Genomic DNA, 24,036 nt, shown 5'->3' with positions numbered 1-24,036 from the left:
GCGCCCCAAGCCCCCACCTGGCCCCGCTTTGCGGGGTCAGGTGGGGGCAGAAGGAAACGCGAGCCTTCTTCCCCCTCCGGGGGAGGAGCGCGCCAGCGCGGAGGGGGCAAGTACGGGGATAGAGGCGCCTGTATGCTCGGCGTATCCGGAATCGAAGTCAGCGATTTCAACGACTTCTCACTTTTACACGCCGCTGTGTGATCCGCGTTGAAACCGCGCGCACAATCATAGCCATCCCCGTCGCGGGGGAGGGCGTATGGATCCGGCCCAATACGGCGGCGGGGCTAGGTTGAGCGGGGCCGCGTTCGGCGCCTGGGAGGCTTTGTCTGGTCGTGCGGCTTACTCTTTAGGAGCGCGCACGAGGGGCCGGGCCGCTCGGGATCACGTCGAACGCGGAGCGACAGGGCGGTGATCGTATAAGCCGCCTATCGTGGATCGTCGGGCTGGAGACGGAGGAGCCGATCCAGTTGGTCCGCGCCCGTCCGGGGGTAGCGAAGTCCCGAGCAGATAATGCTCACGCCCGTCGCCCTCACGGACAAGAACAGCCTGGCGGAGCGGACGATCGAGCCGAAACGCACAACACACTCACGGTCTCCGGGTTCGCCCGGCCGCTCCGTCGCCTCCCCTTGCGCCTTCAGCGAGCGATCGCGTGAAGCCGAGACGCCGTGTCTGCTTCGGTCAGTTCCCCCCCCCCTCCGCGATGCGGGGGAGGCGGCCCAGAGGGCCGGAGGGGGCCAACTCGGCCGACCTCCAGCTCGCCCCCTCCGTCGGCTCCGCCGACACCTCCCCCGTGTCACGGGGGAGGAACTGGACGCCCGCATTGACTCCCCCGCCAGCCCCCGTATTTTCCGCCCCGTTCGAGTGACTGGCGTTGAAGGTGGGAGACCACCGGGGAGCTCGATACGCATAAGCCGCGCGCCTGGGCTCCCTTTCCGATCACGAAACCTGGAGCCCGCCGTGCCCGCCGCCCCCGACTATCCGTCCGCCCCTGATCTCGTTTCGCCCAAGCGCGCCCTGCTGTCGGTCTCCGACAAGACCGGCCTCATCGACGCCGCCAAGACCCTGCATGAAGCCGGAGTCGAGCTGGTCTCGACCGGCGGCACCAAGGCCGCGATCGCCGCGGCCGGGATCCCCGTGAAGGATGTCTCGGACCTGACGGGCTTCCCCGAGATGATGGACGGTCGGGTCAAGACCCTGCACCCGGTGGTGCATGGCGGGCTTCTGGGCGTTCGGGATGCGCCCGAGCATGCGCAAGCCATGGCCGACCACGGCATCGGCGGCATCGATATCCTGTACGTGAACCTCTACCCCTTCGAGGCGACCGTCGCGAAGGGCGGCAGCTACGCCGAATGCGTCGAGAACATCGACATCGGCGGCCCGGCCATGATCCGTTCGGCGGCCAAGAACCACGGCTATGTCGCCGTCTGCACCGATCCTTCGGACCTCGCCGAGGTGCTGGAAGCCCTGAAGGCCGGCGGAACGACGCTGGCTTTGCGCCAGACCCTGGCGGCCCGCGCCTACGCCCGCACGGCGGCCTATGACGCGGCGATCTCGGCCTGGTTCGCGGGAGCTCTGGGCCAGGACTTCCCGGCCCGCAAGTCGATCGCCGGGACCTTGCGCCAAACCATGCGCTATGGCGAGAACCCGCACCAGAAGGCGGCTTTCTACACTTTCCCAAACCCGCGTCCGGGCGTGGCCACGGCCACCCAGCTGCAGGGCAAGGAGCTCAGCTACAACAACATCAACGACACCGACGCGGCCTTCGAGCTGATCGCCGAGTTCGACCCGGCGGAGGCGCCGGCGGTGGCGATCATCAAGCACGCCAATCCCTGCGGCGTGGCCGTGGGTTCGACTCAGCGCGAGGCTTATGAGCGGGCCCTGGCCTGCGACCCGAACTCGGCCTTTGGCGGTATCGTGGCGGTGAACTCGCGCCTGACCCGCGAGGCAGCCGAGGCCATGGTCGAGATCTTCACCGAGGTGGTGATCGCCCCCGAGGCCGACGAGGACGCCGTCGCCGTCTTCGCCGCCAAGAAGAACCTGCGCCTGCTGGTGACCGGCTCCTTACCGGATCCGCTCTCGACGGGGGATGCGTTTAAGAGCGTGGCCGGCGGCTTCCTGGTGCAGTCGCGCGACGATGCCCGCATCAAGGCCTCGGACCTGAAGGTCGTCACCAAGCGCCAGCCGACCGACGAGGAAGTGCGCGACATGCTGTTCGCCTTCACGGTGGGCAAGCACGTCAAGTCAAACGCCATCGTCTACGCCCGCGCCGGCCAGACCCTGGGCGTCGGCGCCGGCCAGATGAACCGCAAGGACTCGGCCCGGATCGCGGCCCTTCGGGCGGCCGACTTCGGCCTGGACCTGAAGGGCTGCGCCTGCGCCTCGGAGGCCTTTTTCCCGTTCGCCGACGGCCTGATCCAGGCGGCGGAAGCGGGCGCGACGGCGATCATCCAGCCGGGCGGCTCGATGCGCGACGCCGAGGTGATCGAGGCGGCCGACAGGCTGGGCCTGGCCATGGCCTTCACCGGCGTGCGGGTGTTCAGGCACTAGGGCTCATGAGGTAACGCCATGAACAGCGCCGCCTGGGGCGAGCAGGTCGCCCGCCACTCGCGGGTGTTCAAGCCGGAGGGGCCAGGCCCCTTCCCGGTGGCGCTGATCCTGCACGGCTGCGGCGGCAAGACGCCGTTCCTCGAAGCCTACGCCCAGGTCGCGGTGGCGGCGGGCTGGGCGGCCGTAGTGGTCGACTCGTTCCTGCCGCGCGGGGTCTCCAGCCTGGACGCTAAGCTGACGGTCTGCACAGGCCTTCGGGTGCGCGGTTCGCAGCGGGCGGGCGATGTCTTCGCCATGCTGGCCTGGCTTGAGGCGCAGGCCTGGGCTGACGCCGAGAGGCTCTTCCTGGCGGGGTGGAGCCATGGCGGCTGGACCATCATGGACGCCTATGCGCTGGGCGAGCGGGCGGCGGCGATCACCCGCGTGGGCGACGCCGATCCGGCGCGGCTGCGCGCGGCGGTGAAGGGCGCGCTGCTGGTTTATCCGTATGCCGGCTATCCGGCCCTGACGACGCGGCATGGCTGGGGCCAGGCGCCGCCGCCGGTCTGGTCGGTGCTGGCGGGCAAGGATCAGGTGGTCGGCTGGAGGGCGCCGAAACTGGCCTTGGACCGCCTGGCGCGCGACGGTCTCGCCGTCGACCAGATGTTCCTGCCTGACGCCACCCACGCCTTCGACGACGACAAGGCCAATGATCCTCGGGCGCGATACCGCCCGGACCTGTTCGCGCAGGTTCAGACCTATTTTACGGAGGCCTTGAAGCGCTGCGCCTAGGCGGCGACGGGGCGTCGCAGCGGGGAGGGACCGCGATAGAGGCGCCGCCATACCCACTCCAGCGGGCCCATCTCGAAGCGATCCAGCCACCAGCGCGACCACAGGATCTGGGCGATCCAGATCCCGACCGTGATCGCCGCCAGGCCCGGCCGATCGACCTGGCCATGCAAGCCCAGCCCTCGGCCGCCATAGAAGATCGCGGTCATGATCACCGACTGGGCCAGATAGTTCGTGAAGGCCATCTGGCCTACGGGCGCCAGAACCTTCGGGATCGCCGACCAGGCCTTCGAGCGGGCGGCGAACACCATCAAGGCGACATAGGCGAGCGTCGTCGGCGGAGCCAGCATCCACTGAACGCCGACGGAGATCAGACCCAGGCTCTTCGGCAAGCCCGTCACCGCCTCGGCGATGAAAAGGCCGCCGACCACGGCCGAGGCAAGCAGGCCCCAGACCAGCAGACGCCGATAAACCTTGTCTGAGGCCTCGCCGGTCAGCACCCCGGCTTTGAAGGCGCCCAGGCCCATCATCATCAGCGCCGAGGTCATCGCGAAGATGATCGGCTCGCCAGGCAGGAGGGCCAAGCGGTCCTTCGCATTCTGGACCAGCGACTGAACAAAGCTGCCGCCATACTGCGCCTCTGCCGCCTTGGCCTTGGCCAGCATCGTGGCGGTCTCCAGCGTCTCTTGCGCGGCGGCTTGCGGCAGGAAGGCGGCGAAGCTCAAGCCAACCAAGGCCAGCAGGCTGAAGACGATCCAGATCGTCAAGCCGGTCCGGATCAGCTTCCGCGCCGACCAGGATCGCACCAACAGGATCGCGAAACCCGCCAGGGCGTAGCTCAGCAGCACGTCTCCGTACCAGATGGCGAAGCCGTGCAGCAGGCCGAAGGCGACCATCCAGAAAAGGCGTCGACGAAGGGTCGCGCCCCGATCCTTGTCCGAACGTTCGCCGCCGACCAGGAAGATCGAGACGCCGAACAGCATGGCGAACAGGGTCACGAACTTCCGCTGGAACAGCCACTGGGTCACCACCCAGACCGACAGCGTGGCCGCTCCGGTTCCGTGGGGCCAATGGCTGGCGGACTCGGCGATCTCAGGCGCGACAGCGAAGTCCGGCGCGTTGCACAGCAGGATACCCAGCACCCCAAGGCCGCGCAGGGCGTCCAGCAGAACGATCCGGTCCTTGTCCATGCTCGTCCCCGCGAAGCCCCCGCGCCGCGAACCTGCCTCGCGGCGGCGGGGAGCGCAACCGCTGGGCTAGGCGGCCGACAGTTCGCGCAAGGCGGCGTTGGCGATGGTCAGCTTGGCGAAGGTCCAACCGCCCCCGGCCTGCTCGATCTCCTCGATCGTGCGCTTGACCGTCCGGGGCAGGTCGCCCCGCAGGGCGGCCCACGAGCTGATCGCCGCCTTGGCGCCGGCCTCGTCCTCGCCGGCTTGCGCGTTGGCGGCGAACTTCAGGACTGACTGGGTGATCCCGGCCTGCTCTCCGAGCATGTCCTCGATCAGGCGACGGACCGCCAGACGCTCGAAGCTGTCGCCGCCGACGAAGGCGCCAGCCGCCGACCGCAGGCGGTCGAAGCCGAACGCCGCGCCGACCTGGTGGTACAGCCGAGCGACCTTCTCGACGCTCCAGCTGGAGGCGTTGGCCAGGTCGACGAGGTCGGCGGCGGTGGTCAGCGGCTGCAGGGCGGCGACGGCCTGGGCCAAGGCCTCCGGCGCGCCGTCGGCGATATAGGCCTTGGCGCGCTTGCCTACCGCTTTCTGTTCGAAAGGCGACAGGATGATAGGTGTCTGGCCGCGCAGCTTCGCCACCGACGGCCCGTAGGCCTCGACCAGCGCCTTGACGGTGGACTTGTCGCGGAAGGCGCGCCGGGCCAGCCAGAAGCTCAGGCTGCGCAGGGCGTAGGCCAGGGCCTTGTAGAGCGCCGTCTGACCGTCGGCCGAGGCCTTGTTGTCGAGCGCACCGACCTGGGCCCACAGAGCGTCGATCCCCAGGATCTCCCGGGCGGCCGTGAAGCCTACGACCACGGCCGAGATGTCCGAGCCCGCCGCAGCCTTCAGGCGGCTGGCGAAGGTCGGGCCGCACATGTTGACCATCTGGTTGCCGACCACCGTGGCGATGATTTCGCGCTTCAGGCGGTGCTTCTGCATCGCGTCGGCATATCGGCCGAGCGCCTTGGGGAAGTAGCCCTTCAGCGTGGTTTCGAACCAGGGATCGTCCGGCGCCTGGGAAGCGACGATTTCGTCAAAGAGGTCCAGCTTGCCATAGGCCAGCAGCACCGCGAGTTCCGGACGGGTCATGCCCTTGCTGGCGGCCTTACGCTCCAACAGAGCCGTATTGGTCGGCAGGCCCTCGACGCGGCGGTCCAGGCGTCCGCGCTGCTCAAGATCGACCATGTACCGTATCTGGGAGTCGACCTCGGTGACCGCGTCGCTTTCCAACAGGGTCAGGGCCAGGGTCTGGTCGTAGTTGTGCTCCAGGACGTGGTGGGCCACGTCGTTGGTCATCGAGGCCAGCAGCGTATTGCGGTCAGGGCGCGTCAGCTCGCCGCCGCGCTCCAGGATGCCGGTCAGGATCTTGATGTTGACCTCGTGGTCGGAACTGTCGACCCCGGCGGAGTTGTCGATGGCGTCGGTGTTCACGTGGCCGCCCGCTTGGGCGAACTCGATCCGGCCGGCCTGGGTCAGGCCCAGGTTCGCGCCTTCGCCGACCACCTTGACCCGCAGGTCCGCGCCGTTGATGCGGATCGCGTCATTGGCCTTGTCGCCGGCGTCAGCGTTGCTCTCGCCCTTGGCCTTCACATAGGTGCCGATGCCGCCGAGATAGAGCAGCTCGGCCCGCGCCTTCAGGATCGCGGTCATCAACTCGGCCGGCGAGACGGCTTCGGCCTTGATGTCCAGCATGGCGCGGATCTCTGGCGACAGCAGGATGCTCTTCAGGCTGCGGGCGAACACGCCGCCGCCCTGCGAGATTTTCGACGTGTCGTAGTCTTCCCAGGACGAGCGCGGCAACTTGAACATTCGGTCGCGTTCGGCCCACGAGGCCGCCGGATCCGGATTGGGGTCCAGGAAGATGTGGCGGTGGTCGAAGGCGGCCAGCAGCTTGGTCTGCTTGGACAGCAGCATGCCGTTGCCGAACACGTCGCCAGACATGTCGCCGACGCCCACGACGGTGAAGGTTTCGGTCTGGATGTCCTTGCCCAGCTCGCGGAAGTGGCGCTTGACCGCTTCCCAGGCGCCGCGGGCGGTGATGCCCATGACCTTGTGATCATAGCCGACCGAGCCGCCCGAGGCGAAGGCGTCGCCCAGCCAGAAGCCGTAGTCCTCGGCCACGCCGTTGGCGATGTCGGAGAAGGTCGCCGTGCCCTTGTCGGCGGCCACGACCAGATAGGGGTCCTGGCCGTCATGAACGATCACCGAGCGGGGCGGAACGACCTCGTTGTCGGCGCTGATGTTGTCGGTGAGATCCAGGAGGCCCGAGAGGAAGGTCTTGTAGGCGCGGATGGCCTCGGTCTGGATCGCGTCGCGATCGCCGCCGCGCGGCAGCTGCTTGGGATAGAAGCCGCCTTTCGAGCCGACCGGCACGATCACGGCGTTCTTGACCTGCTGGGCCTTCACCAGGCCAAGCACCTCGGTGCGGAAGTCGTCGCGACGGTCCGACCAGCGCAGGCCGCCGCGCGCCACGGGGCCGAACCGCAGGTGGACGCCCTCGACGTGCGGCGCCGAGACGTAGATCTCGCGATAGGGCTTTGGCGCGGGCAGGTCTTCCAGTTCGCGCGAGGCGATCTTGAAGCTGATGTAGGGCTTGGGCGCGCCGTCGGCCGCCGGCTGGTAGAAGTTCGTCCGCTGGATCGCACCGACCAGGGCCGCCAGGCGGCGCAGCACCCGGTCAGCGTCGAGGCTTTCGACCGCCTGCAACGCCTCGACAATCTTGGCCTCGACGGCCTTGGCCTGGGTTGTACGCGCCTTCAGGTCGCTGGCGATCGCCGGGTCGAATTTGACGCGGAAGAGGTCGAGGATCAGGCGGGTGACGGCGGGATGGTCGCGCAGCGCGGCTTCCTGCACCTGTTGGCTGGGGTCAAGGCCCGACTGCTGACGATAGCGCGCCAGGGCCCGGATCAGCGCCGCTTCGCGCCAGCCGATCGCCAGCTCCAGCACGATCCGGTTGAAGCCGTCGTTCTCGGCCAGGCCTGTCCAGATCGCGATGAAGGCCTCTTCGAAGACCCGCCGGATTTCGTCGAACACGATGTGCTCGCCGGCCGGATCATCCAGCACGAATTCGTGGACCCAAACCGAGCGCGGACCATCGGCTTCATAGACGCTGAGGCGGAAGCCGTCCTCGATCAGGGCTTTCAGGCCCATGCGCTCCAGGATCGGAAGCACCTCGGCGAGCGGCGCGGCGGCGCCGCGCAAATAGAGCTTAAAGCGGAAGGTGCGGGCATCGTCCTCGGCCCGCCGGAAGGCGCGCACGCGCGGTGGCGTGTCGGGCGACAGGGTCTCGATGGCGTCGATGTCGGCCAGGGCCTCCTGGGCGTCGTACTGATCGCGATAGCCTGGCGGGAAGGCGCGGCCGTACTTGGCCAGCAAGGCGCGAACGCCGCCGGTCGGGGCGCCGCCGGCGCGGACCACCGCCTCGAAACGGTCTTCCCAGGTCAGCGCCGTGTCGGCGATGCGCGCTTCCACCCATGCCAGCTCAGGCTCGGGATGGTCGCCCGGCGTGACTTCGATGATGAACTGAGCGCGGGCCAGAGGGGCGTCCGAGATTTCCGGATAGTATTCGAGGACCTTGCCGTCATAGGCGTCGGCCAGGATCGCGCCGGCCCGCTCGCAGACCTCGGTGTCGAAGCGCTCGCGCGGGATGTAGACCAGCACCGAGGCGAAGCGGTCGAACGGGTCCATGCGGGTGAACAGCCGCACGCGCGGCCGGTCGATCAGGTGCAGGACGCCCAGCGCCATCGACAACAGGTTATCTTCGCTGGTCTGGAACAGCTCGTCGCGCGGCCAGGTCTCGAGGATATTGCGCAGGCGCTTTTCGTTGTGGCTGCCGGGCGCCTTGGCCGCCCGGCGCATGATCCTCGCCACGCGGTGGCGGATCAGCGGAACTTCGCTGGCCGGCGTCTCATAGGCTTCGGCGGTGAACAGGCCAACGAAGCGGACCTCGCCCGAGGGCTTGCCGTCGGCGCCATAGCGGCGCACGCCGACATAATCCATGAAGCCGCGCCGATGGACGCGCGAGCGCAGGTTGGACTTCGCGACCACGACGGGCGTGCCCGTCTCGAGTTGCCGGCGCAATTGCGCGGACAGGATCGCGGGTTCGTGGGTCCGGCGCAGCACCGCCCTCGTGGAATCCTTCAAGACTCCAAGGCCCGCCTCTGCCTCGTAGAGGGGCTCTTCGGCGGCATAGCCGCCGTCTGGCGAGCGAGGGTACTCGTAGACCCGCGCGCCCAGGAAAACGAAGTTGTCGTCCTCTAGCCAACGCAGGAAGGCGAGTTCCTCCTGGCGGCCCTCTTCGCTGGTGACGCCGTGGGTGGCGGACAGCTCGCCGATCGCCCGGTGCATCAGCTCGCGCATCGCCTTGAAGTCACCGACGGCGCGGCGGACGTCGAACAGGGTATCGCGGACCTGCTCAAGCAGGAGTTCCGCGCGGTCCTCGCCCACGGGGTCCAGATGGACCTGGATCAGCGAGCGGGCGACGCCGTCAATTTCGACCACGGGGTGGAACATGGCCCGGACGCGGAAACCGCTTTCGGTAATCTCGCCCATGACGCTGTCGACCAGGAAGGGCCGGTCGAGCTGGACGATCTCAAGCAGATCGCGACCGGCCGCGCCCTCGATGGCCGACCGGAGGCGCACGGCGGGTTGCTCGCCGATCACGCCGACCGCGAAGTCCCAGAATTCGACAAGCGAGGCGGCGGCGGCGGCGGCCGAGAGGACTGGCGCGTCTTCCACGGCCCAGTCAGCATCGACCTGCGCCAGATAGTCGCGCTCTTCCAGGGAGAGCTCCTGGACGCTCTTTCCGCGTGTCTTGGCGTAGGCAGCGGCAAGGCTATGGTTTGGGTCAATCTTTACGCCGCTCATGCCGCTTCCTCAAAAATTTTTCCGACTTACCTAGCGAAGAAAGGTAAAAACTCAACGCACATGCGGAGAATAAGCCACCTTTCGGTCTCGTCCGCCTGTCCTGCTTTCGGGCCGGCGACAGGGCTTTAAAGCCTAGCGCGAGGGCGAAAGCTTGTCGTTAACGGCAAGGCTGCGAGGGCGGCGGGAATACGGAAGCGCCGCCGGCTGGGGGAAGCCGACGGCGCAGGCCCGCGTGGGGGAGGCGGGCATTTTCCGCTTCGATGGCGGCGGCCTTGCCGGCCGCGATCGGCGGGGTCCGGGTGGGGGAGACCGGACTAGTCTTAGATAGGCGCCTAGCGCGTGACTTGAAGGGGTTTGCTCATTTCTTTCGAGAACGCGTCTTCGAAGGCTCCGCCGCCACCAGGCGTTCCCCTTGGGGGTCGCCATCCTCGGACAGCAGAATGGCGATCCAGCGTGATCCTTCGAACTGAGCCAGGATCAGCATCACCGCGACGGTCAGGGGCGTTGAGAGGAACATGCCGGGCACGCCCCAGAGCGCGCCCCAGACCGCGAGTGACAGCAGCACGACCGTCGGATCCATGTTCAGGCTGTCGCCTTGCATCCTGGGCAGGATCACATTGCCGACCACGAAGAAGATGCCCTGCAGGGCGCAGAACAGGATGATCGCCGGCCATAGGCTTTCCGGAAACTGCACCAGGGCGAACAGCGGCGGTAGGAAACAGCCGATCGCGCCGCCTAGGATCGGGATGTAGGCGGCCAGGAAGATCAGGAAGGCCCAGAAGAAGGCGTTGTCCAGCCTCACCAGCACCATCACGACCCAGGCGGCGACGGCGATGATCAGGCCTGTGACGGTCTGAATCCACAGGTACTGCTCGACCCCGTCGCGGATGCGCTGGAAGAGCTTCATGTTCTCTTCGCGCTCGGCGTGCTGGGGGAAGAGCGACACGATCTTGCGCGCGAAGCCGCGACGCGAGGCGATGATGAAGCCCAGATAGATGAGCACAAGCAGGGCGCTGGAGGCGAAGTTGCCGAACGACTGCGCCGCCTGGCCGATGTAGCGCTGCGGGTTTAGCTCGTTGATCAGCCCGCCGATGGTGGGGGCGACATGGATGCCCACGGCGTGGGCGAGCTTGGCGATGATCTCGTTCAGGCGCGGGGCGTAATCCTTGAGCTGATCGAAGAAACCTCGACCGTTGTCGATCACAACCCAGAACGAGACTCCGAACAGCAGGATCGAGATGATGAGAGCGGCCGGCAGAGCGGCGCGCGACGGGAATCCAGGAACGCGGCCTCTCAGCACGCGGGCGAAGCTGTCGACCATCACGGCCAGGAACACCGCCAGCGCCAGCGGTGTCAGGATGTCCTGCATCCAGTAGAGCGCCGCTCCGCCGGCGATCACGGCCAGGAACACCACGGCGTTTCGGGTCGTGACGGAAGGCAAGGCGGGGGCGGGCATGATCTTCAACTCCTGGGCGCGGCGACATTGCCCGGCGCGGTCGATCGCGCGCAAGGCTTGTCGGCGCTTCACGGCGGGACGTCGCGCGGCTTGACCGCGAAGCGGCGTCAGGTGGGCATACCCTGGCGCGCGGGCCGCCGGACAGTCCTCATACGCGCCGTCGCGATCGAAGTTTCAATCCGCCAGCCTTTTCGTCTTCGCTAACTTAGCTGAGCCTTGGCGCGTTGGGCCAGCAGGTGCTCGCGCCAGGAGATGAACAGGGTCGACGCTACCACGATCGCGGCTCCAGCCAGCGTCTCGGGCTTCGGAATCTCGTGAAACAGCAGCAGACCCGCCCCCGCCGCGAACACCAGCCGCGTGTAGTCGATCGGCGCCATGACGGCGGCCTCGCCCGCCTCCATGCCCTTGATGTAGGCGCCTTGAGTCAGGGTGCCGAGCACGCCCATCGCGGCCAGCAGGCCAAGGTCTGGCCAGGTCGGCCAGCGCCAGACGAAAAGCGCCGGAGGGATGGCGAAGATCAGCCCCAGCACGGCGGCGTAGACCAGCAGAACGAAGGGGCGGTGGTCGCGGGTCATGACCTTCATGCCGGTGATGGTCAGGGCGAACAGCAAGGCCGAGACCAGAGCGCAGGTCTGCGGCCAGCCGATCCAAGCCCCCCAATCCATTCCATTGGGGCCGCCCGCGCCGGGTCGCAGCATGATCAGCACGCCGACGAAGCCGACCAGGGCCGCGCCGATCCGCCACGGTCCGATCGGCTCGCGCAGCACGAAGGCCGCCAGCGGGACCAGCCAAAGCGTCCGGGTGAAGGACAGGGCGTTGGCGTCGGCCAGGGGCAGCTTCTGGTAGGCGTAAAAGCCCATGATCATCGCCAGAACCCCAGCGCTGGATCGGAAGATCAGGATCCCCGGCCGCGTCGTGCGGAAGGCGCCGCTCCAATCACGGGCGATCAGCGGCAATAGCAGGATCACGCCCGCCAGCTGGCGGTAGAAGGTCTGCAAGGCCGCCGGGTAGTCGTCGCCCAGGAACTTGACCAGCGTCGTCATCGCCGTGAAGCCGATGGCCGAGGCCAGCATCCACAGCGCGCCGCGCAGGTTGGGGGTGAGGCTCACCCGACCCCGCCAGACGCGACGAGGCTCGCTCGCATCTGCTCGGCCTGCTCGGGCGTGATGCCCATAGCCGCCAGGATCGGCGAGGGTGTGTTGACGTCCCAGGCGCTGCGGGGCCCCACGGTGATGCCGCCGTCGACCACGATGTGTGTGCCGGTGACGAATTCGGAGTCGTCGCTGGCGAGGTAGAGAGCGGCCTTAGCGATATCCTCGGGCAGGCCCGACTTCGGGATCGGCTGGATCTTCGGACCGACCTGGGCGATCTGGGCGGCCATCTGGTCGGCGACTTCGCGCGGCAGGCCCATCGAGGCGCCGAAGATCGAGGTGGCGATCAGGCCGGGGCAGATGGCGTTGACGCGGATCTTCTTGGAGGCCAGCTCGGCCGCGGCGCAGCGGCTCAGATGGATCACCGCCGCCTTGCCCGTCGAATAGGCCAGCGGGCCAAAGCCCGCCTGCAGGCCGGCGATCGAGGCGGTGTTGATAATCGAGCCACCCCCGCGCTTGGCCATCAGCGGCACGGCGTGCTTCATACCGATCGCCGGACCGCGCACCAGCAGGGCGAAGGTCTTGTCCCAGCCTTCGACGCTCATGTCCTCGACGCCGGCGGGCGTGCCGCCGTGGCCGGCGTTGTTGAAGAGGATGTCGAGGCCGCCGAAGGCGCTTTCGGCCAGGGCGAGGGCCGCAGCGACGTCGGCCTCGGCGGTCACGTCGCAGCGGATGTAGCGGACGCGGCCCTGGAAGCGCTTTTCCAGCATCGCCCCCTTCTCGTCCTGCAGGTCGGCGGCGACGACCAGCGCCCCCTCCGCCGCGAACAGTTCGACGGTCCCGAGCCCAATACCCGAGCAGCCCCCGGTGACGACGGCGATCTTGCCGTCCAGACGTCCGACCATGGTTCTTCCCTCCGCGCCGCCCGACCTCTCGCGGATCGGTGATCAGTGATCATCTTCGCGAAGGCGGCGCGTCTTGGCTAGAGCGCGATACCCGAAAGGCGGGCTTCTCTTGGGTTGGGCCGCAACTCGGCAAGCGCGGCGCCGGCGCCAAAAGGCCCCTGTCCGTCGCCGCGCTTGCCCAGCGTCACCTTGCGCCCCCTGAGGCGGCCACGACACGGAGAGTCCGCGTCGGGGCGTGAGCGGCCCGGCCATCCGCCGCTTTCGCTCGGTGGGGTGAGCGTCTTCGGTGGCGACCGAACCGGGGGCACAATCGCCGAGCAACCTGTCTGCTTCGCTAAGAAGGACGATTAGCGAACCTTAACCAAGCCCGACGAAACAGGGTTAATCTACCGTTATCACCACCTTGCCCATCGCCTTGCGGCTGGCCAGGTGCGCGATGGCCTCGCCGGCCCGCGCCAGGGGGAAGCGCTCGGACACGTAAGGCCGAATCTTGCCCGCCGCGTAGAGGTCCATCAGGGCCTTCAGGTTCGCCGCGTGACCCTTGGGATCGCGGGCCACGGCCGCGCCCCAGAACACCCCGACGATGTCGCAGGATTTCAGCAGGGTGAGGTTCAGCGGCACCTTGGGGATGCCCGACGGGAAGCCGATCACCAGGAAGCGCCCCTCCCAGCCCGCCGCCCGGATCGCGGCCTCCGAATAGTCTCCGCCGACCGCGTCATAGGCCACGTCCCAGCCGTTCGCGCCGCAGGCGCCCTTGAAGAGCTCGGCCAGGGCCTTCTGGCCGTCCTTGTCGAAGGGGCCCTTGGGGTAGACGACGCCGCTGTCGGCGCCGTGCTTGATGGCCAGATCGACCTTCTCCTGGCTGGAGGCCGCGGCCACGACCTTGGCGCCCATCGCCTTGGCCAGCTCCACCGCCGCCAAGCCGACGCCGCCCGCCGCGCCCAGCACCAGCAGGGTCTCGCCGGGCTTGATGTGGCCGCGATCCTTCAGGGCGTAGTAGGAGGTGCCGTAGGTCAGGACGAAGGCGGCGGCCTCGTCGAACGGCATGTTGTCGGGGATGTGGGTGCAGCGGGCCTCTTCCAGCGCCAGCTTCTCGGCGTAGCCGCCCCAGCCGGTCGAGGCCAGCACCCGGTCGCCGACCTTAAAGCGGCTGACGCCCTCGCCCACGGCGGCGATCACGCCCGAGACCTCGCCGCCGGGCGAGAACGGGCGGGGCGGCTTGAACTGGTACTTGTCCTCGATGATCAGCACGTCGGGGTAGTTGACGCCGCAGGCCTTGACGTCGATCAGCACCTGACCGGGACCGGCGACGGGGTCGGGCAGGTCCTCCAGCACCAGGGTCTCGGGGCCGCCGACCGCCTTGCTGAGCACCGCCTTCATCTCGCCTCTCCCTGCGATTGTCTTTAAATCTAGCCGGACGCTAGCGCGGGACGCGCCGCCAAGGAAGCAGAATGTCAAACAAGTGTTTTAGTCTCGCCCTGCACGGCGGCGCCGGCGCCAAACGGGGCCACGACTACGCCGTCGAGATCGCCCATATGCGCGGTCTGGTCGAGGCCGCCCGCGACCGCCTGGCCGCCGGCGCTAGCGCCCTGGACGTCGCCGTCGAGACCGTCGTCGCCCTGGAGGCCAGCGGCCTCTACATCGCAGGGCGCGGCGCCTCGCCCAACGCCGACGGCGAATACGAGCTGGACGCCAGCCTGATGGATGGGGCCACGCGCCTGGCCGGGTCGGTCGCCGCACTGCAAGGCTTCAAGAGCCCGATCCTGGCCGCTCGCGCGGTGATGCAGGCCACGCCTCACGTGATGCTGGCCGGCCAGGGCGCGATCGACTTCGCGCGCGACCAGGGCCTCGAACCCGTCGAGGACCCCGAGGCCTGGTTCACCCGCGCCGGGGCGTTCGAGGACAACCATCCGCCAGATTCGCTCGCCCAAGCGACCCTGCCCACCGGCACGGTCGGCTGCGTGGTCCGCGACGCCGAGGGGCGCCTAGCCGCCGCCACCTCGACGGCGGGCGTGTTCGGCAAGCGGCCCGGCCGGGTCGGCGACTCGCCGGTGATCGGGGCGGGCACCTATGCCGACGGCCACGCCGCCGTCTCCTGCACCGGCCAGGGCGAATACTTCATCCGCGCCGCCGTCGCCGCCCAGATCGCCCACCGCGTCCGCTTTGGCGGCCAGGCGCTGGAGACCGCCGCGAAAGCCGCCATCCAGGAGGTCGCCGATCTGGGTGGCCACGGGGGCCTGATCGCGGTGGATGCTTTCGGAAACATCGCCATGCCGTTCGCCTCCAGCGGCCTCAAGCGCGCCGCCCTGCTGCCCGATGGGACCCTCCTCAGCGCGGCGTTCTGAGGGTGGAGGGATCCTTCCGCCCCCTCCGGGGCGGACGACCACGCGGAGCGTGGTCAGGTGGGGGCCTGCGGCGTCGGCGGGCCCTTTTCCCTACTCGCCCCCTCCGCGCTGGCGCGCTCCTCCCCCAGAGGGGGAAGAAGGCAAATCCCACGCACACCTCCGCCGCTTCACGCGATCGCTCGCTGAAGGGATGGAAAGGGATGCGGAGCGCCGGACATCCGTCCGGAAGAATTTGATAAATACCGTTTCGACGAAGCCCGAACGCTCCGCGCGATCGTTATCCGCCAGCGTCCCGTCGGGTGGCCCTGTTCAGGCCTTACCGGGACCTGGGCCTCCCGTTTCCGAGAGTCCCAACGGTCGGAGAGGACGGGCTTTCAGCCAAACACGCCCTTTTGCCTCCAACCACGCCGACGGCGGGCGGGTGAGCCCAGCAAGCTCAGCCCCGGACCGTCCGAGTATCCCCCTCGAACCTGTCCCCGCTCGATCGCCCCCCGCCGCCACGATGGTCGCTGGCCATGCGCCCTTTCCTCGCGACGAGGTGGTTAGAGCATAAGGGCGGTTTCAACGCGGATGATCCAGCGGCGCGTAAAAGTGGGAAGCGGTTGAAATCGTTCGGTTCGATTCCGGATACGCGGATCATAGAGCGCCGCGAACGCTCGTACTTGCCCCCTCCGCGCCTGCGGCGCTCCTCCCCGGAGGGGGAAGAAGGGGCGCGTTTCCTTCTGCCCCCCTTTGGGGGCGGACGACCACGCGGAGCGTGGTCAGGTGGGGGCCTGCGGCGTCGGCCGATTAGCGCTGTGAAACCCGTCCCCCAAGACGGGAGCCATCCTTACATCTCACGGCGAGACGATCGCAGGGCTGACCGGGTTGCTCAAGGACGGCGCGCAGCGCCGCCGCGTGGCGGCCGGCCAGAGGGCGGTCCTTGACCAACCCGGACAGCCCTGCACGCTGCAGCCTCCAAGAGATGTAAGGTTCGCACCGACCTCGGGAGGTCGCGTGGCTACGCTTAGCGGGATTTCACGAGGCGCGCTTCCCAGCGACCGCCCCTCCCAGATCAGCCCAATCGGCTAGGCAACGAGGACGTCTAGGCGGTTGTAGCGTTACAATGCCGCCGACATTCGGTGGGGCACATGAAAACACCTGAGCAAGCTGCGTATCACATTCCGCTGATGGCCGAAGAAATGGCGCTACTGGGTGAGGTGGTGGTCATAATCGGACAGATTGATGACGAGCTGGCGAGATCGCTGACCGGCGTGCTGAATGTCGATCGGCCGACCGCGAACTCAATAATGAGAGGACAGGACGCCATCGACACCTGGGCCGGGTGTATGAAGGGTCGGTGCCCACACCCAGAATATCCCCGCGCGTTATCGCTCGCGGTGCAAGAGCTTAAGGCGGTTCAACGACAAAGAAACGATTTCATTCACGCAGACTACCGAGAGTCGATGCTCTGGCTTGGGAAGTGGGTGACGTTTCGAGGGCAAACAGCAGGCCCAGACCTTGGAACGCCGTCGAAAGTGGTCGCTAGCAGGACGCGAGATCAGAAAAAGCGAGATAGCACTGAGCTGCGAAACCTGCGGGAAAAGGCTGCTAGAACGTCCAGATTGATTGCCCACGTCGCCTACGCCGTGGCGCCTCATGGCAACTGGGACAGTCCTTGGTACCCATCCATCCGACACCTATTGCAATGCGAACCCTAGGTGCCGCTTATCTCTTCTAGCTTCGGGTGGGGCACTGACTTCCACCGCCCCCCTCACCGCGTCGTCATATTCCCCGACATCCGCCCGAACACCTCGCGCAGCGCCTGCGCCATCTCCGCCTCCACGCCCGCCTGATCCAGCGCCCGACCCATGGCGTCGGTCCACTGCCGCGCCAGCTCGGCGTCGATCGGCATCGACCGGTGCAGCGACATCATGCAAACGCCCGGCCGCGCGGCGAACCAGTCTCTTGGCCCGCCCAGCCAGCCGGTGAGAAAGCCCGCCAGCGAGGCGCGCATGGGGGTGAGGTCCGGCGCATGGATGGCCCGCAAGCGGGCATAGGCCGGGTCGGTGTCCATCAGGTCGTAGAAGGCCTCGACCACCGCCTGGACGCGGGTCGCGCCGCCGATCTGGTCGAACGCGGTCTCGGCGGCTTGAGCTTCGGCCTCAGCGCTCATTTCGGCCTCATGTCGCCGGTCTCGATGAACCGCTGGTGCCAGGCGAAGGCCTCCATCAGCAGGGTCGGCGACTGCTGGCCGTAGGAGTCGCGGCGGGCGCGGGCCAGATAGTCCTTCAGGGCCGGGCGATAGTCCGGGTGCGAGCAGTTTTCGATGATGAGCTCGGCCCGCTGGCGGGGCGACAGGCCGCGAAGGTCGGCCAGGCCCTGCTCGGTGACCAGGATCTGGACGTCCTGATTGATGTGGTCGACGTGCGGGGTCTTGGGCACGATCGTCGAGATCTTGCCGCCCTTGGCCGTCGAGGGGGCCATGAAGATCGAGACATAGGCGTTGCGGGCGAAGTCGCCGCTGCCGCCGATGCCGTTCTGGATGCGCGAGCCCATCAGGTGGGTCGAGTTCACCGCCCCGTGGATGTCGGCCTCGATCATGCCGTTCATGGCGATGCAGCCCAGGCGACGGATCACTTCGGGGTGGTTGCTGATCTCCTGCGGGCGCAGCACCAGGCGCTCGCGGAACCGATGCATGTCGGCGTTCAGGGTGTGGGCGGCCTCGGGGCTCAACGAGAAGGCGGTGGCCGAGGCGGTCAAGAGCTTGCCGGCCTCCATCAGCGCCAGCATCCCGTCCTGCAGCACCTCGGTATAGGCGGTCATCCGGTCGAAAGGCCCGTCGACCAGGCCCGACATTACCGCGTTGGCGATGTTGCCCACCCCTGATTGCAGCGGCAGCAAGGACGAGGGCAGGCGTCCCTTGGCGACCTCGTGACGGAAGAATTCCAAGAGATGGCCGGCGATGGCCTTGTGGTCCTCGCCCGGCGCGTCGAACGGCAGGTTGCGGTCGGGGGAGTCGGTCTCGACCACCGCCACCACCTTGGACGGGTCGCAGCGGAAATAGGGCTCGCCGATGCGCTGGTCGGGGCGGGTCAGGGGGATCGGCACGCGGTTCGGCGGCAGGGCCGTGCCGTAATAGATGTCGTGCATCCCCTCCAGCGCCGGGTTCTGCCAGCGATTGACCTCGAGGATCACCTTCGAGGCCCGGTCGATCCAGGTCTTGTTGTTGCCGACCGAGGACGAGGGGATCAGCGAGCCGTCGGCGCGGATGCCGCTGACCTCGATGATGGCGGTATCCAGCGGGCCCAGGAACCCCTGCCAGGCCATTGGCGCGACTTGGGACAGGTGCATGTCGAAATAGTCCATCTCGCCGCGATTGATCTTGTCGCGGGCGATGGGGTCGGAGTTGTAGGGCAGGCGAAACTCGATGCCGTCGGCCTTGGCCAGGGCGCCGTCCAGCTCGGGGCCCGTCGAGGCGCCGGTCCAGACGCGCAGGCGGAACGGGTCGCCCGCCGCGTGCGCGGCCTCGATCCGCTTGGCCAGGGCCAGCGGCACGGCCTTGGGATAGCCCGAGCCAGTGAAGCCGCTCATGCCCACCGTGCTGGCGGGGTCGATCAGGGCGGCGGCGGCCTCGGCCGACATCACCTTGGCTTGCAGGCTCGGAAGGGCGATCCGGCTCATGGGTCTACTCCAGCAGTACGCGGGCAGGCCTTAGCCGATGGCCGGCGGGCCGTCGCTTCCGTAGCAGCCCGGACGCGGCGCCGCGCGGTCAGACTTGGCCGCAGGCCGGGCAGGTTGGATCGGCGCCGATCCTGACTGTCCGCGTCTCGGCCGCCAGGGCGTCGTAGATCAGCAGCTTGCCCGACAGCGGCTCGCCGGCGCCGGTGATCAGCTTGACCGCCTCCAGCGCCATCATCGACCCGATCACCCCGGCCAGGGCCCCGACCACTCCGACCAGGGCGCAGGTCTCGGCGTCCGGCGGGACCTCGGGCACCAGGCAGCGGTAGCAGGGCTTTCCGTGGAACACCCCCACCTGGCCGGTCCAGCGGCCAAGCGCCCCGCTGACCAGCGGCTTGCCGTGCGCCAGGCAGGCGTCGCTGACGGCGAAGCGGGTGGCGAAATCGTCGGTGCCGTCCAGGACGAGGTCGTAGCGAGAAACGATGTCGCCGGCGTTCTCGGCGTTCAGCCAGACCGGGTGGGGCTCGATCGAGACATGCGGATTGAGGGCGGCCAGATGCTCCCGCGCTGCCTCGACCTTGGGCCGGCCGACGTCGGACCCGGCGTAAAGCACTTGGCGCTGCAGGTTCGACAGCGACACCACGTCGGGGTCGACCAGGCCGATCGTCCCCACGCCAGCGGCGGCCAGATAGAGCGCCGCGGGCGCGCCCAGGCCGCCGGCGCCGACCATCAGCACCCTTGCGGCCTTCAGCTTCTGCTGGCCCGGACCGCCCACCTCGCGCAGCACCAGATGGCGGGCGTAGCGTTCGACCTCGGCTTCCGAAAAACTCACCGCGCTTGACCCTCCGCCTTCGGCTCGCCACATGCGAAGCCATGCAAGGCAACAACTCGACTTTCCCAGACTGGCACGGCACGACGATCCTGGCGGTGCGCAAGAACGGCCAGACCGTGATCGCCGGCGACGGACAGGTGTCAATGGGCCCAACCGTCGTCAAGGGCAACGCCCGCAAGGTGCGGCGCCTGGCCGGCGGCAAGGTCGTCGCGGGCTTCGCCGGCGCCACGGCCGACGCCTTCACGCTCATTGAGCGGCTCGAAGCTAAGCTGGAACAGTATCCCGACCAGCTGGCCCGCGCCTGCGTGGACCTGGCCAAGGACTGGCGGACCGACCGTTACCTGCGTCGCCTCGAAGCCATGCTGCTGGTGGCCGACAACACCGCCATCTACACCGTCACCGGCGTCGGCGACGTGCTGGAGCCCGGCGAGAGCGCCGGCGGCGGGGCCGTGGCGGCCATCGGCTCGGGCGGCAACTACGCCCTGGCGGCCGGCAAGGCCCTGATCGACCTTGATCTCACCGCCGAGGACATCGCCCGCAAGGCGATGGGGATCGCGGCCGAGATCTGCGTCTACACGAACGGCAACCTGACCGTCGAAAGCCTGTAATGACTGAGTTTTCCCCCCGCGAGATCGTCTCCGAGCTGGACCGCTTCATCGTCGGTCACCAGGACGCCAAGAAGGCCGTGGCCGTCGCCCTGCGCAACCGCTGGCGGCGTCGCCGCGCGCCGGCCGACATCCGCGACGAGCTGACGCCAAAGAACATCCTGCTGATCGGCCCCACGGGCGTGGGCAAGACCGAGATCGCTCGGCGCCTGGCCAAGCTGGCCCAGGCTCCGTTCCTGAAGGTCGAGGCCACCAAGTTCACCGAGGTCGGCTATGTCGGCCGCGACGTCGACCAGATCGTCCGCGACCTGGTGGAAAGCGCCCTGGCCATGGTCCGCGACAAGCGCCGCGCCGCCGTGAAGGCCAAGGCCGAGGGCGCGGCCGAGGAGCGGATCCTCGATGCCCTGACCGGTCCCGGCTCGACCGCCGCCCGCGAGGCCTTCCGCAAGAAGATCCGGGCCGGCGAGCTGGACGACAAGGAGGTCGAGCTGCAACTGGCCGACACCGGCGGCCAGACCTTCGAGATCCCCGGCCAGCCGGGCGCAGCGGTCTTCAACCTGTCGGACATGATGAAGTCGTTCGGCGGCGGTCGTCAAAAGACCCACAAGACGACCGTGGCCGGCGCCTGGGCCCCGCTGATCGCCGAGGAAAGCGACAAGCTGCTGGACCAGGAGGCCCTCACCCAGGAAGCCCTGGAGCTGGCCGAGAACCACGGCATCGTCTTCCTGGACGAAATCGACAAGGTCGCCAGCTCGTCCCAGCGCTCGGGCGCGGACGTCTCTCGTGAAGGCGTGCAGCGCGATCTCTTGCCGCTGATCGAGGGCACGACGGTCTCGACCAAGTACGGGCCGGTGAAGACCGACCACATCCTGTTCATCGCCTCGGGCGCCTTCCATGTTGCAAAGCCCTCGGACCTGCTGCCCGAACTGCAGGGCCGCCTGCCGATCCGGGTGGAGCTGAAGGGCCTGACGCGCGACGACCTGCGCCGGATTCTCACCGAGCCGGAAGCCAACCTGATCCGCCAGCACCAGGCGCTGATGGCGACCGAAGAGGTCACCCTCGTTTTCACCGACGAAGCGATCGACGCCCTGGCCGACGCGGCCGTGGCCGTGAACGCCTCGGTCGAGAACATCGGGGCGCGAAGGCTGCAGACCATCCTGGAAAAGGTGGTCGAGGAGATCAGCTTCACGGCGGCCGATCGCGGCGGCGAGACCGTAACGGTGGACGCAGCCTATGTGCAGGAGCGGGTCGGCGCGCTGGCCGCGAACGCGGATCTCAGTCGCTTTATCTTGTAACGCAGCAGGCCCCCACCTGACTTCGCTCCGCGAAGTCGTCCGCCCCCGAAAGGGGGCAGAAGGATCGCGCGTCTTCTTCCCCCTCCGGGGGAGGAGCGCCGCAGGCGCGGAGGGGGCAAGTATCACCCCGCCGCCGCGACCGCCTCCATCCCCAAGATCGCCGCCTTGCGGGCCAGGCCCCAGTGATACCCCGTGAGCTTGCCGCTCTTGGCGATGGCGCGGTGGCAGGGGATCAGCAGCGAGATCGGGTTGGCGCCGATGGCGCCGCCGGTGGCCTGAAAGGCGCGGGGCTTGCCGGCCCAGGCGGCGACCTGGCCGTAGGTGGCGGTCGCGCCGGCCGGGATGGTCAGCAGGGCCTTCCAGACCTGGATGTGGAACGGCGAGCCGATCAGCACCACCGGCAACGGCCCCTCCCCGCCCGTGAAAGCGCGCAGGGCCATGGCTTGCGCGGCCGCATCATCCCGCGTCCAGTCGGCGGCCGGGAACCGGCGGTGCATGTCGGCGAAGCTCATCTCATCGTCGCCGTCCGAGAAGGCCAGACCCGCCAAGCCCCGCTCGGCCATCACAAACAGGCCTTTGCCGAACGGCGTCGGGGCCCAGCCCCAGGCCAGGCGCATCCCCTGCCCGCGCCGCCGCACCTCGCCCGGCGTCGCCGCCTCCTGGGCGATGAACAGGTCGTGCAGGCGCGAAGGTCCTGAGAGCCCCGCGTCGAAGGCCGCGTCCAGCACGGTGCCGCCGGCCTCCAGCGACCGCCGCGCCTCGGCGTGGGCGATGGCCGAGACGAAGGTCTTGGGACTGACCCCGGCCCAGCGGGTGAAGATGCGCTGGAAGTGGAACGGCGACAGGCCCACGGCCCCCGCCGCCTCGTCCAACGAGGGATGATCGGACCACCGCTCGGCCAGCCAGTCCAGCGCCTTGGCCATGCGGTGGTAGTCGACCGAGCGTTCGGCCAGGCGGGCCAGCTCTTGGCTGGCCGCTTCGGAAAGACCGGTCGAGAGGGGTGATGCGTCGTATGCCATGTCCGACACGCTAGCCCCGTCGGATAACGCCGTCCGCCCGGTTCTTGCGGCCGTTTCGCCGCTCACGACCAGCGCTCGGCGCGGGCGGCGCGAATGGCGTCCTGCAGCGCATTGGCGAACTGGATTCGCGCCTCGGGGCTGAGCGACCGCGCCAAGGTCAGGCGCTTGCGATGGATCATCAGCCGCACGCGGGCGTCGTGCTCGCCGGGCAAATCGACGTTCACGCGGGTGAAGGCGGTCGGCGAGGTCCAGACGGTGCGGGCGCCCTTCTCGTCCTCGCGGCTGACGGTCACGGCCTCGGCGGTGACCTGGACGCGCTCGACGCGCTTGGCCGCCCGGTCGCTAGCGCGCAAGGCCAGCCACAGGGCCAGGACGTCCAGGCCCAGGAACGGCAGCACCGGCGGCGCGCGGACGATCAGCAGGAAGATGGCGACCAGCACGTTGAAGGCCATAACGACGGCCATCAGCACCGCCGCGCCGTGGGGCGTCAGCGAACGGTGCGGCGCGATCACCCGGTCCATGTAGAGCGGCGAGGCCATGGGCGGAGAATTTAGGCGCGGCCGGCCCGCTTGGCGAGAGGGGCGCATCACGGCATGGTCCGCGCCATGGCCAAACCCGCTCCAGCCCAGTCTTCCGGCGTCAAGTCCAAGCCCGCGAAGAAGAAAGCGGCCAAGCGCATCTCTCCCGCCGAGCGCGAACGGGTCGCGGTGCTATTCGACCGCTTCGAGAGCCTGGAGCTGCGGCCCAAGACCGAGCTCAACTATTCCAACCCCTATGAGCTGGTCACCGCCGTGGCCCTGTCGGCCCAGGCCACCGACGTTCAGGTCAACAAGGCCACCGGCCCCCTGTTCCAGGTCGCCGACAACGCCGCGAAGATGCTGGAGCTGGGGGAAGAGGGGCTGATCAAATACATCGCCTCGATCGGACTCTTCCGCACCAAGGCCAAGAACGTCATCGCAACGGCCAATATCCTGGTCAGCCAGTATGGCGGCCAGGTTCCCCTGAACCGCGAGGCGCTCGAAAGCCTGCCGGGCGTTGGCCGCAAAACCGCCAGCGTGGTGCTGAACGAGCTGGACATCGAACCCGCCATCGCCGTCGACACCCACGTCTTCCGCGTCTCGCACCGCCTGAAGCTGTCGGCCGGCAAAACCCCCGACGCGGTCGAGCAGGACCTGATGCGGATCGTACCGGTTCCCTACCAGACGCGGGCGCACCACTGGCTGATCCTGCACGGGCGGTATGTGTGCGTGGCGCGGAAACCGAAATGCGAGGTGTGCAAGATCAGCGATCTGTGCCCGTCGCGGGAGCTGTTTTTGGGGGCGTGACTTGCCCCCTCCGCGCCTGCGGCGCTCCTCCCCCATAGGGGGAAGAAGGAGAGTGCGGACCTTCTGCCCCCTATGGGGGCGGACGACTTCGCGAAGCGAAGTCAGGTGGGG

18 protein-coding genes, 2 pseudogenes and 1 riboswitch are annotated in these 24,036 nt (G+C 68.2%); of the genes and pseudogenes, 9 read left to right on the top strand and 11 right to left on the bottom strand.

Annotation, left to right across the window (positions count from 1 at the left end; genetic code table 11):
- The first annotated feature begins 851 nt into the window (after positions 1-851).
- A riboswitch (ZMP/ZTP riboswitch) is annotated at positions 852-932 on the top strand.
- 25 nt (positions 933-957) lie between these two features.
- Together purH and CSW59_RS13060 are read left to right on the top strand one after the other, a co-directional pair.
- Entirely contained in the window at positions 958-2,547 is a 1,590-nt protein-coding gene (purH, locus tag CSW59_RS13065; protein WP_099444593.1) for a bifunctional phosphoribosylaminoimidazolecarboxamide formyltransferase/IMP cyclohydrolase, read from the top strand.
- 18 nt (positions 2,548-2,565) lie between these two features.
- A complete protein-coding gene (locus tag CSW59_RS13060; protein WP_099444426.1) occupies positions 2,566-3,318 on the top strand; it encodes a dienelactone hydrolase family protein in 753 nt (250 codons plus the stop codon).
- On the opposite strand, the gene CSW59_RS13055 is transcribed toward CSW59_RS13060, so the two are convergent.
- From CSW59_RS13055 to CSW59_RS13030, 6 genes are all read right to left on the bottom strand, one after another.
- Positions 3,315-4,505 (bottom strand): DUF418 domain-containing protein, encoded by a 1,191-nt coding sequence (locus CSW59_RS13055; protein ID WP_099444425.1) that lies wholly within the window; start codon positions 4,503-4,505, stop codon positions 3,315-3,317. The two genes, CSW59_RS13060 and CSW59_RS13055, sit on opposite strands and share 4 nt — an antisense overlap.
- A 66-nt stretch (positions 4,506-4,571) precedes the next feature.
- Positions 4,572-9,392, bottom strand: a complete 4,821-nt coding sequence (locus CSW59_RS13050; RefSeq protein ID WP_099444424.1) for an NAD-glutamate dehydrogenase — start codon at positions 9,390-9,392, stop codon at positions 4,572-4,574.
- A 358-nt stretch (positions 9,393-9,750) separates the two neighbouring features.
- Positions 9,751-10,848, bottom strand: a complete 1,098-nt coding sequence (locus CSW59_RS13045) for an AI-2E family transporter (protein ID WP_099444592.1) — start codon at positions 10,846-10,848, stop codon at positions 9,751-9,753.
- 200 nt (positions 10,849-11,048) lie between these two features.
- Positions 11,049-11,957 (bottom strand): DMT family transporter, encoded by a 909-nt coding sequence (locus tag CSW59_RS13040; protein WP_099444423.1) that lies wholly within the window; start codon positions 11,955-11,957, stop codon positions 11,049-11,051.
- Positions 11,954-12,844, bottom strand: coding sequence for an SDR family NAD(P)-dependent oxidoreductase (locus CSW59_RS13035; RefSeq protein ID WP_099444422.1), 891 nt, complete (start codon positions 12,842-12,844; stop codon positions 11,954-11,956). The genes CSW59_RS13040 and CSW59_RS13035 overlap by 4 nt, the downstream gene beginning before the upstream one ends.
- Before the next feature lie 381 nt (positions 12,845-13,225).
- Positions 13,226-14,224, bottom strand: coding sequence for an NADPH:quinone oxidoreductase family protein (locus tag CSW59_RS13030; RefSeq protein ID WP_099444421.1), 999 nt, complete (start codon positions 14,222-14,224; stop codon positions 13,226-13,228).
- A 71-nt stretch (positions 14,225-14,295) separates the two neighbouring features.
- On the opposite strand from CSW59_RS13030, the gene CSW59_RS13025 reads away from it, so the two are divergent.
- The 4 genes and pseudogenes from CSW59_RS13025 (at position 14,296) to CSW59_RS20620 (ending at position 16,115) form a co-directional block, all read left to right on the top strand.
- On the top strand, positions 14,296-15,189 hold the full coding sequence (locus tag CSW59_RS13025) for an isoaspartyl peptidase/L-asparaginase family protein (RefSeq protein ID WP_099444420.1): 894 nt from the start codon (positions 14,296-14,298) through the stop codon (positions 15,187-15,189).
- Positions 15,190-15,304: 115 nt separating this feature from the next.
- Positions 15,305-15,520: pseudogene (locus tag CSW59_RS21890) on the top strand (hypothetical protein); the annotation flags it as partial.
- Between the two features lie 69 nt (positions 15,521-15,589).
- Positions 15,590-15,742, top strand: a pseudogene (locus CSW59_RS21885) (hypothetical protein); the annotation flags it as partial.
- A gap of 244 nt (positions 15,743-15,986) precedes the next feature.
- The gene (locus CSW59_RS20620) at positions 15,987-16,115 is read left to right on the top strand and encodes a hypothetical protein (RefSeq protein ID WP_143754996.1); all 129 of its coding nucleotides are present in this window, start codon (positions 15,987-15,989) and stop codon (positions 16,113-16,115) included.
- 827 nt (positions 16,116-16,942) lie between these two features.
- On the opposite strand, the gene CSW59_RS13015 is transcribed toward CSW59_RS20620, so the two are convergent.
- The 3 genes from CSW59_RS13015 to CSW59_RS13005 all read right to left on the bottom strand — a co-directional run bounded on the left by CSW59_RS13015 (position 16,943) and on the right by CSW59_RS13005 (position 19,681).
- The gene (locus CSW59_RS13015) at positions 16,943-17,344 is read right to left on the bottom strand and encodes a group II truncated hemoglobin (RefSeq protein WP_099444419.1); all 402 of its coding nucleotides are present in this window, start codon (positions 17,342-17,344) and stop codon (positions 16,943-16,945) included.
- Positions 17,341-18,852, bottom strand: a complete 1,512-nt coding sequence (locus CSW59_RS13010) for an acetyl-CoA hydrolase/transferase family protein (RefSeq protein ID WP_099444418.1) — start codon at positions 18,850-18,852, stop codon at positions 17,341-17,343. The genes CSW59_RS13015 and CSW59_RS13010 overlap by 4 nt, the downstream gene beginning before the upstream one ends.
- A gap of 88 nt (positions 18,853-18,940) precedes the next feature.
- Positions 18,941-19,681, bottom strand: coding sequence for a molybdopterin-synthase adenylyltransferase MoeB (locus CSW59_RS13005; RefSeq protein WP_201722797.1), 741 nt, complete (start codon positions 19,679-19,681; stop codon positions 18,941-18,943).
- Positions 19,682-19,686: 5 nt separating this feature from the next.
- Between CSW59_RS13005 and hslV the strand changes: the two genes are divergently transcribed.
- Both hslV and hslU read left to right on the top strand, forming a co-directional pair.
- Positions 19,687-20,289, top strand: a complete 603-nt coding sequence (gene hslV / locus CSW59_RS13000) for an ATP-dependent protease subunit HslV (protein ID WP_201722796.1) — start codon at positions 19,687-19,689, stop codon at positions 20,287-20,289.
- Positions 20,289-21,581, top strand: coding sequence for an ATP-dependent protease ATPase subunit HslU (hslU, locus tag CSW59_RS12995; protein ID WP_099444415.1), 1,293 nt, complete (start codon positions 20,289-20,291; stop codon positions 21,579-21,581). Before hslV ends, hslU begins: the two co-directional genes overlap by 1 nt.
- 122 nt (positions 21,582-21,703) lie before the next feature.
- On the opposite strand, the gene CSW59_RS12990 is transcribed toward hslU, so the two are convergent.
- Both CSW59_RS12990 and CSW59_RS12985 read right to left on the bottom strand, forming a co-directional pair.
- Entirely contained in the window at positions 21,704-22,600 is an 897-nt protein-coding gene (locus tag CSW59_RS12990; protein WP_099444591.1) for a bifunctional helix-turn-helix domain-containing protein/methylated-DNA--[protein]-cysteine S-methyltransferase, read from the bottom strand.
- 62 nt (positions 22,601-22,662) lie between these two features.
- Positions 22,663-23,139, bottom strand: coding sequence for a DUF2244 domain-containing protein (locus tag CSW59_RS12985; RefSeq protein WP_099444414.1), 477 nt, complete (start codon positions 23,137-23,139; stop codon positions 22,663-22,665).
- Positions 23,140-23,205: 66 nt separating this feature from the next.
- Here CSW59_RS12985 and nth point away from each other — a divergent pair, with 66 nt between their 5' ends.
- A complete protein-coding gene (nth, locus tag CSW59_RS12980) occupies positions 23,206-23,925 on the top strand; it encodes an endonuclease III (protein WP_099444590.1) in 720 nt (239 codons plus the stop codon).
- Positions 23,926-24,036: the final 111 nt, after the last annotated feature.

It is taken from the genome of Caulobacter sp. BP25 (assembly GCF_002737755.1).
Lineage (GTDB): Bacteria > Pseudomonadota > Alphaproteobacteria > Caulobacterales > Caulobacteraceae > Caulobacter.
This window is presented reverse-complemented; position numbering and strand designations above follow the sequence as displayed.

What these genes read in the sequence shown, in the direction of transcription:
- CSW59_RS12985 (WP_099444414.1), bottom strand. Translation starts at nt 23,139, where the DNA reads ATGGCCTCGCCGCTCTACATGGACCGGGTGATCGCGCCGCACCGTTCG.
- CSW59_RS12990 (WP_099444591.1), bottom strand. Translation starts at nt 22,600, where the DNA reads ATGGCATACGACGCATCACCCCTCTCGACCGGTCTTTCCGAAGCGGCC.
- CSW59_RS13025 (WP_099444420.1), top strand. Translation starts at nt 14,296, where the DNA reads ATGTCAAACAAGTGTTTTAGTCTCGCCCTGCACGGCGGCGCCGGCGCC.
- CSW59_RS13010 (WP_099444418.1), bottom strand. Translation starts at nt 18,852, where the DNA reads ATGAGCCGGATCGCCCTTCCGAGCCTGCAAGCCAAGGTGATGTCGGCC.
- CSW59_RS13035 (WP_099444422.1), bottom strand. Translation starts at nt 12,844, where the DNA reads ATGGTCGGACGTCTGGACGGCAAGATCGCCGTCGTCACCGGGGGCTGC.
- CSW59_RS13045 (WP_099444592.1), bottom strand. Translation starts at nt 10,848, where the DNA reads ATGCCCGCCCCCGCCTTGCCTTCCGTCACGACCCGAAACGCCGTGGTG.
- CSW59_RS13015 (WP_099444419.1), bottom strand. Translation starts at nt 17,344, where the DNA reads ATGAGCGCTGAGGCCGAAGCTCAAGCCGCCGAGACCGCGTTCGACCAG.
- nth (WP_099444590.1), top strand. Translation starts at nt 23,206, where the DNA reads ATGGCCAAACCCGCTCCAGCCCAGTCTTCCGGCGTCAAGTCCAAGCCC.
- hslU (WP_099444415.1), top strand. Translation starts at nt 20,289, where the DNA reads ATGACTGAGTTTTCCCCCCGCGAGATCGTCTCCGAGCTGGACCGCTTC.
- CSW59_RS13050 (WP_099444424.1), bottom strand. Translation starts at nt 9,392, where the DNA reads ATGAGCGGCGTAAAGATTGACCCAAACCATAGCCTTGCCGCTGCCTAC.
- CSW59_RS13030 (WP_099444421.1), bottom strand. Translation starts at nt 14,224, where the DNA reads ATGAAGGCGGTGCTCAGCAAGGCGGTCGGCGGCCCCGAGACCCTGGTG.
- CSW59_RS13060 (WP_099444426.1), top strand. Translation starts at nt 2,566, where the DNA reads ATGAACAGCGCCGCCTGGGGCGAGCAGGTCGCCCGCCACTCGCGGGTG.
- CSW59_RS13055 (WP_099444425.1), bottom strand. Translation starts at nt 4,505, where the DNA reads ATGGACAAGGACCGGATCGTTCTGCTGGACGCCCTGCGCGGCCTTGGG.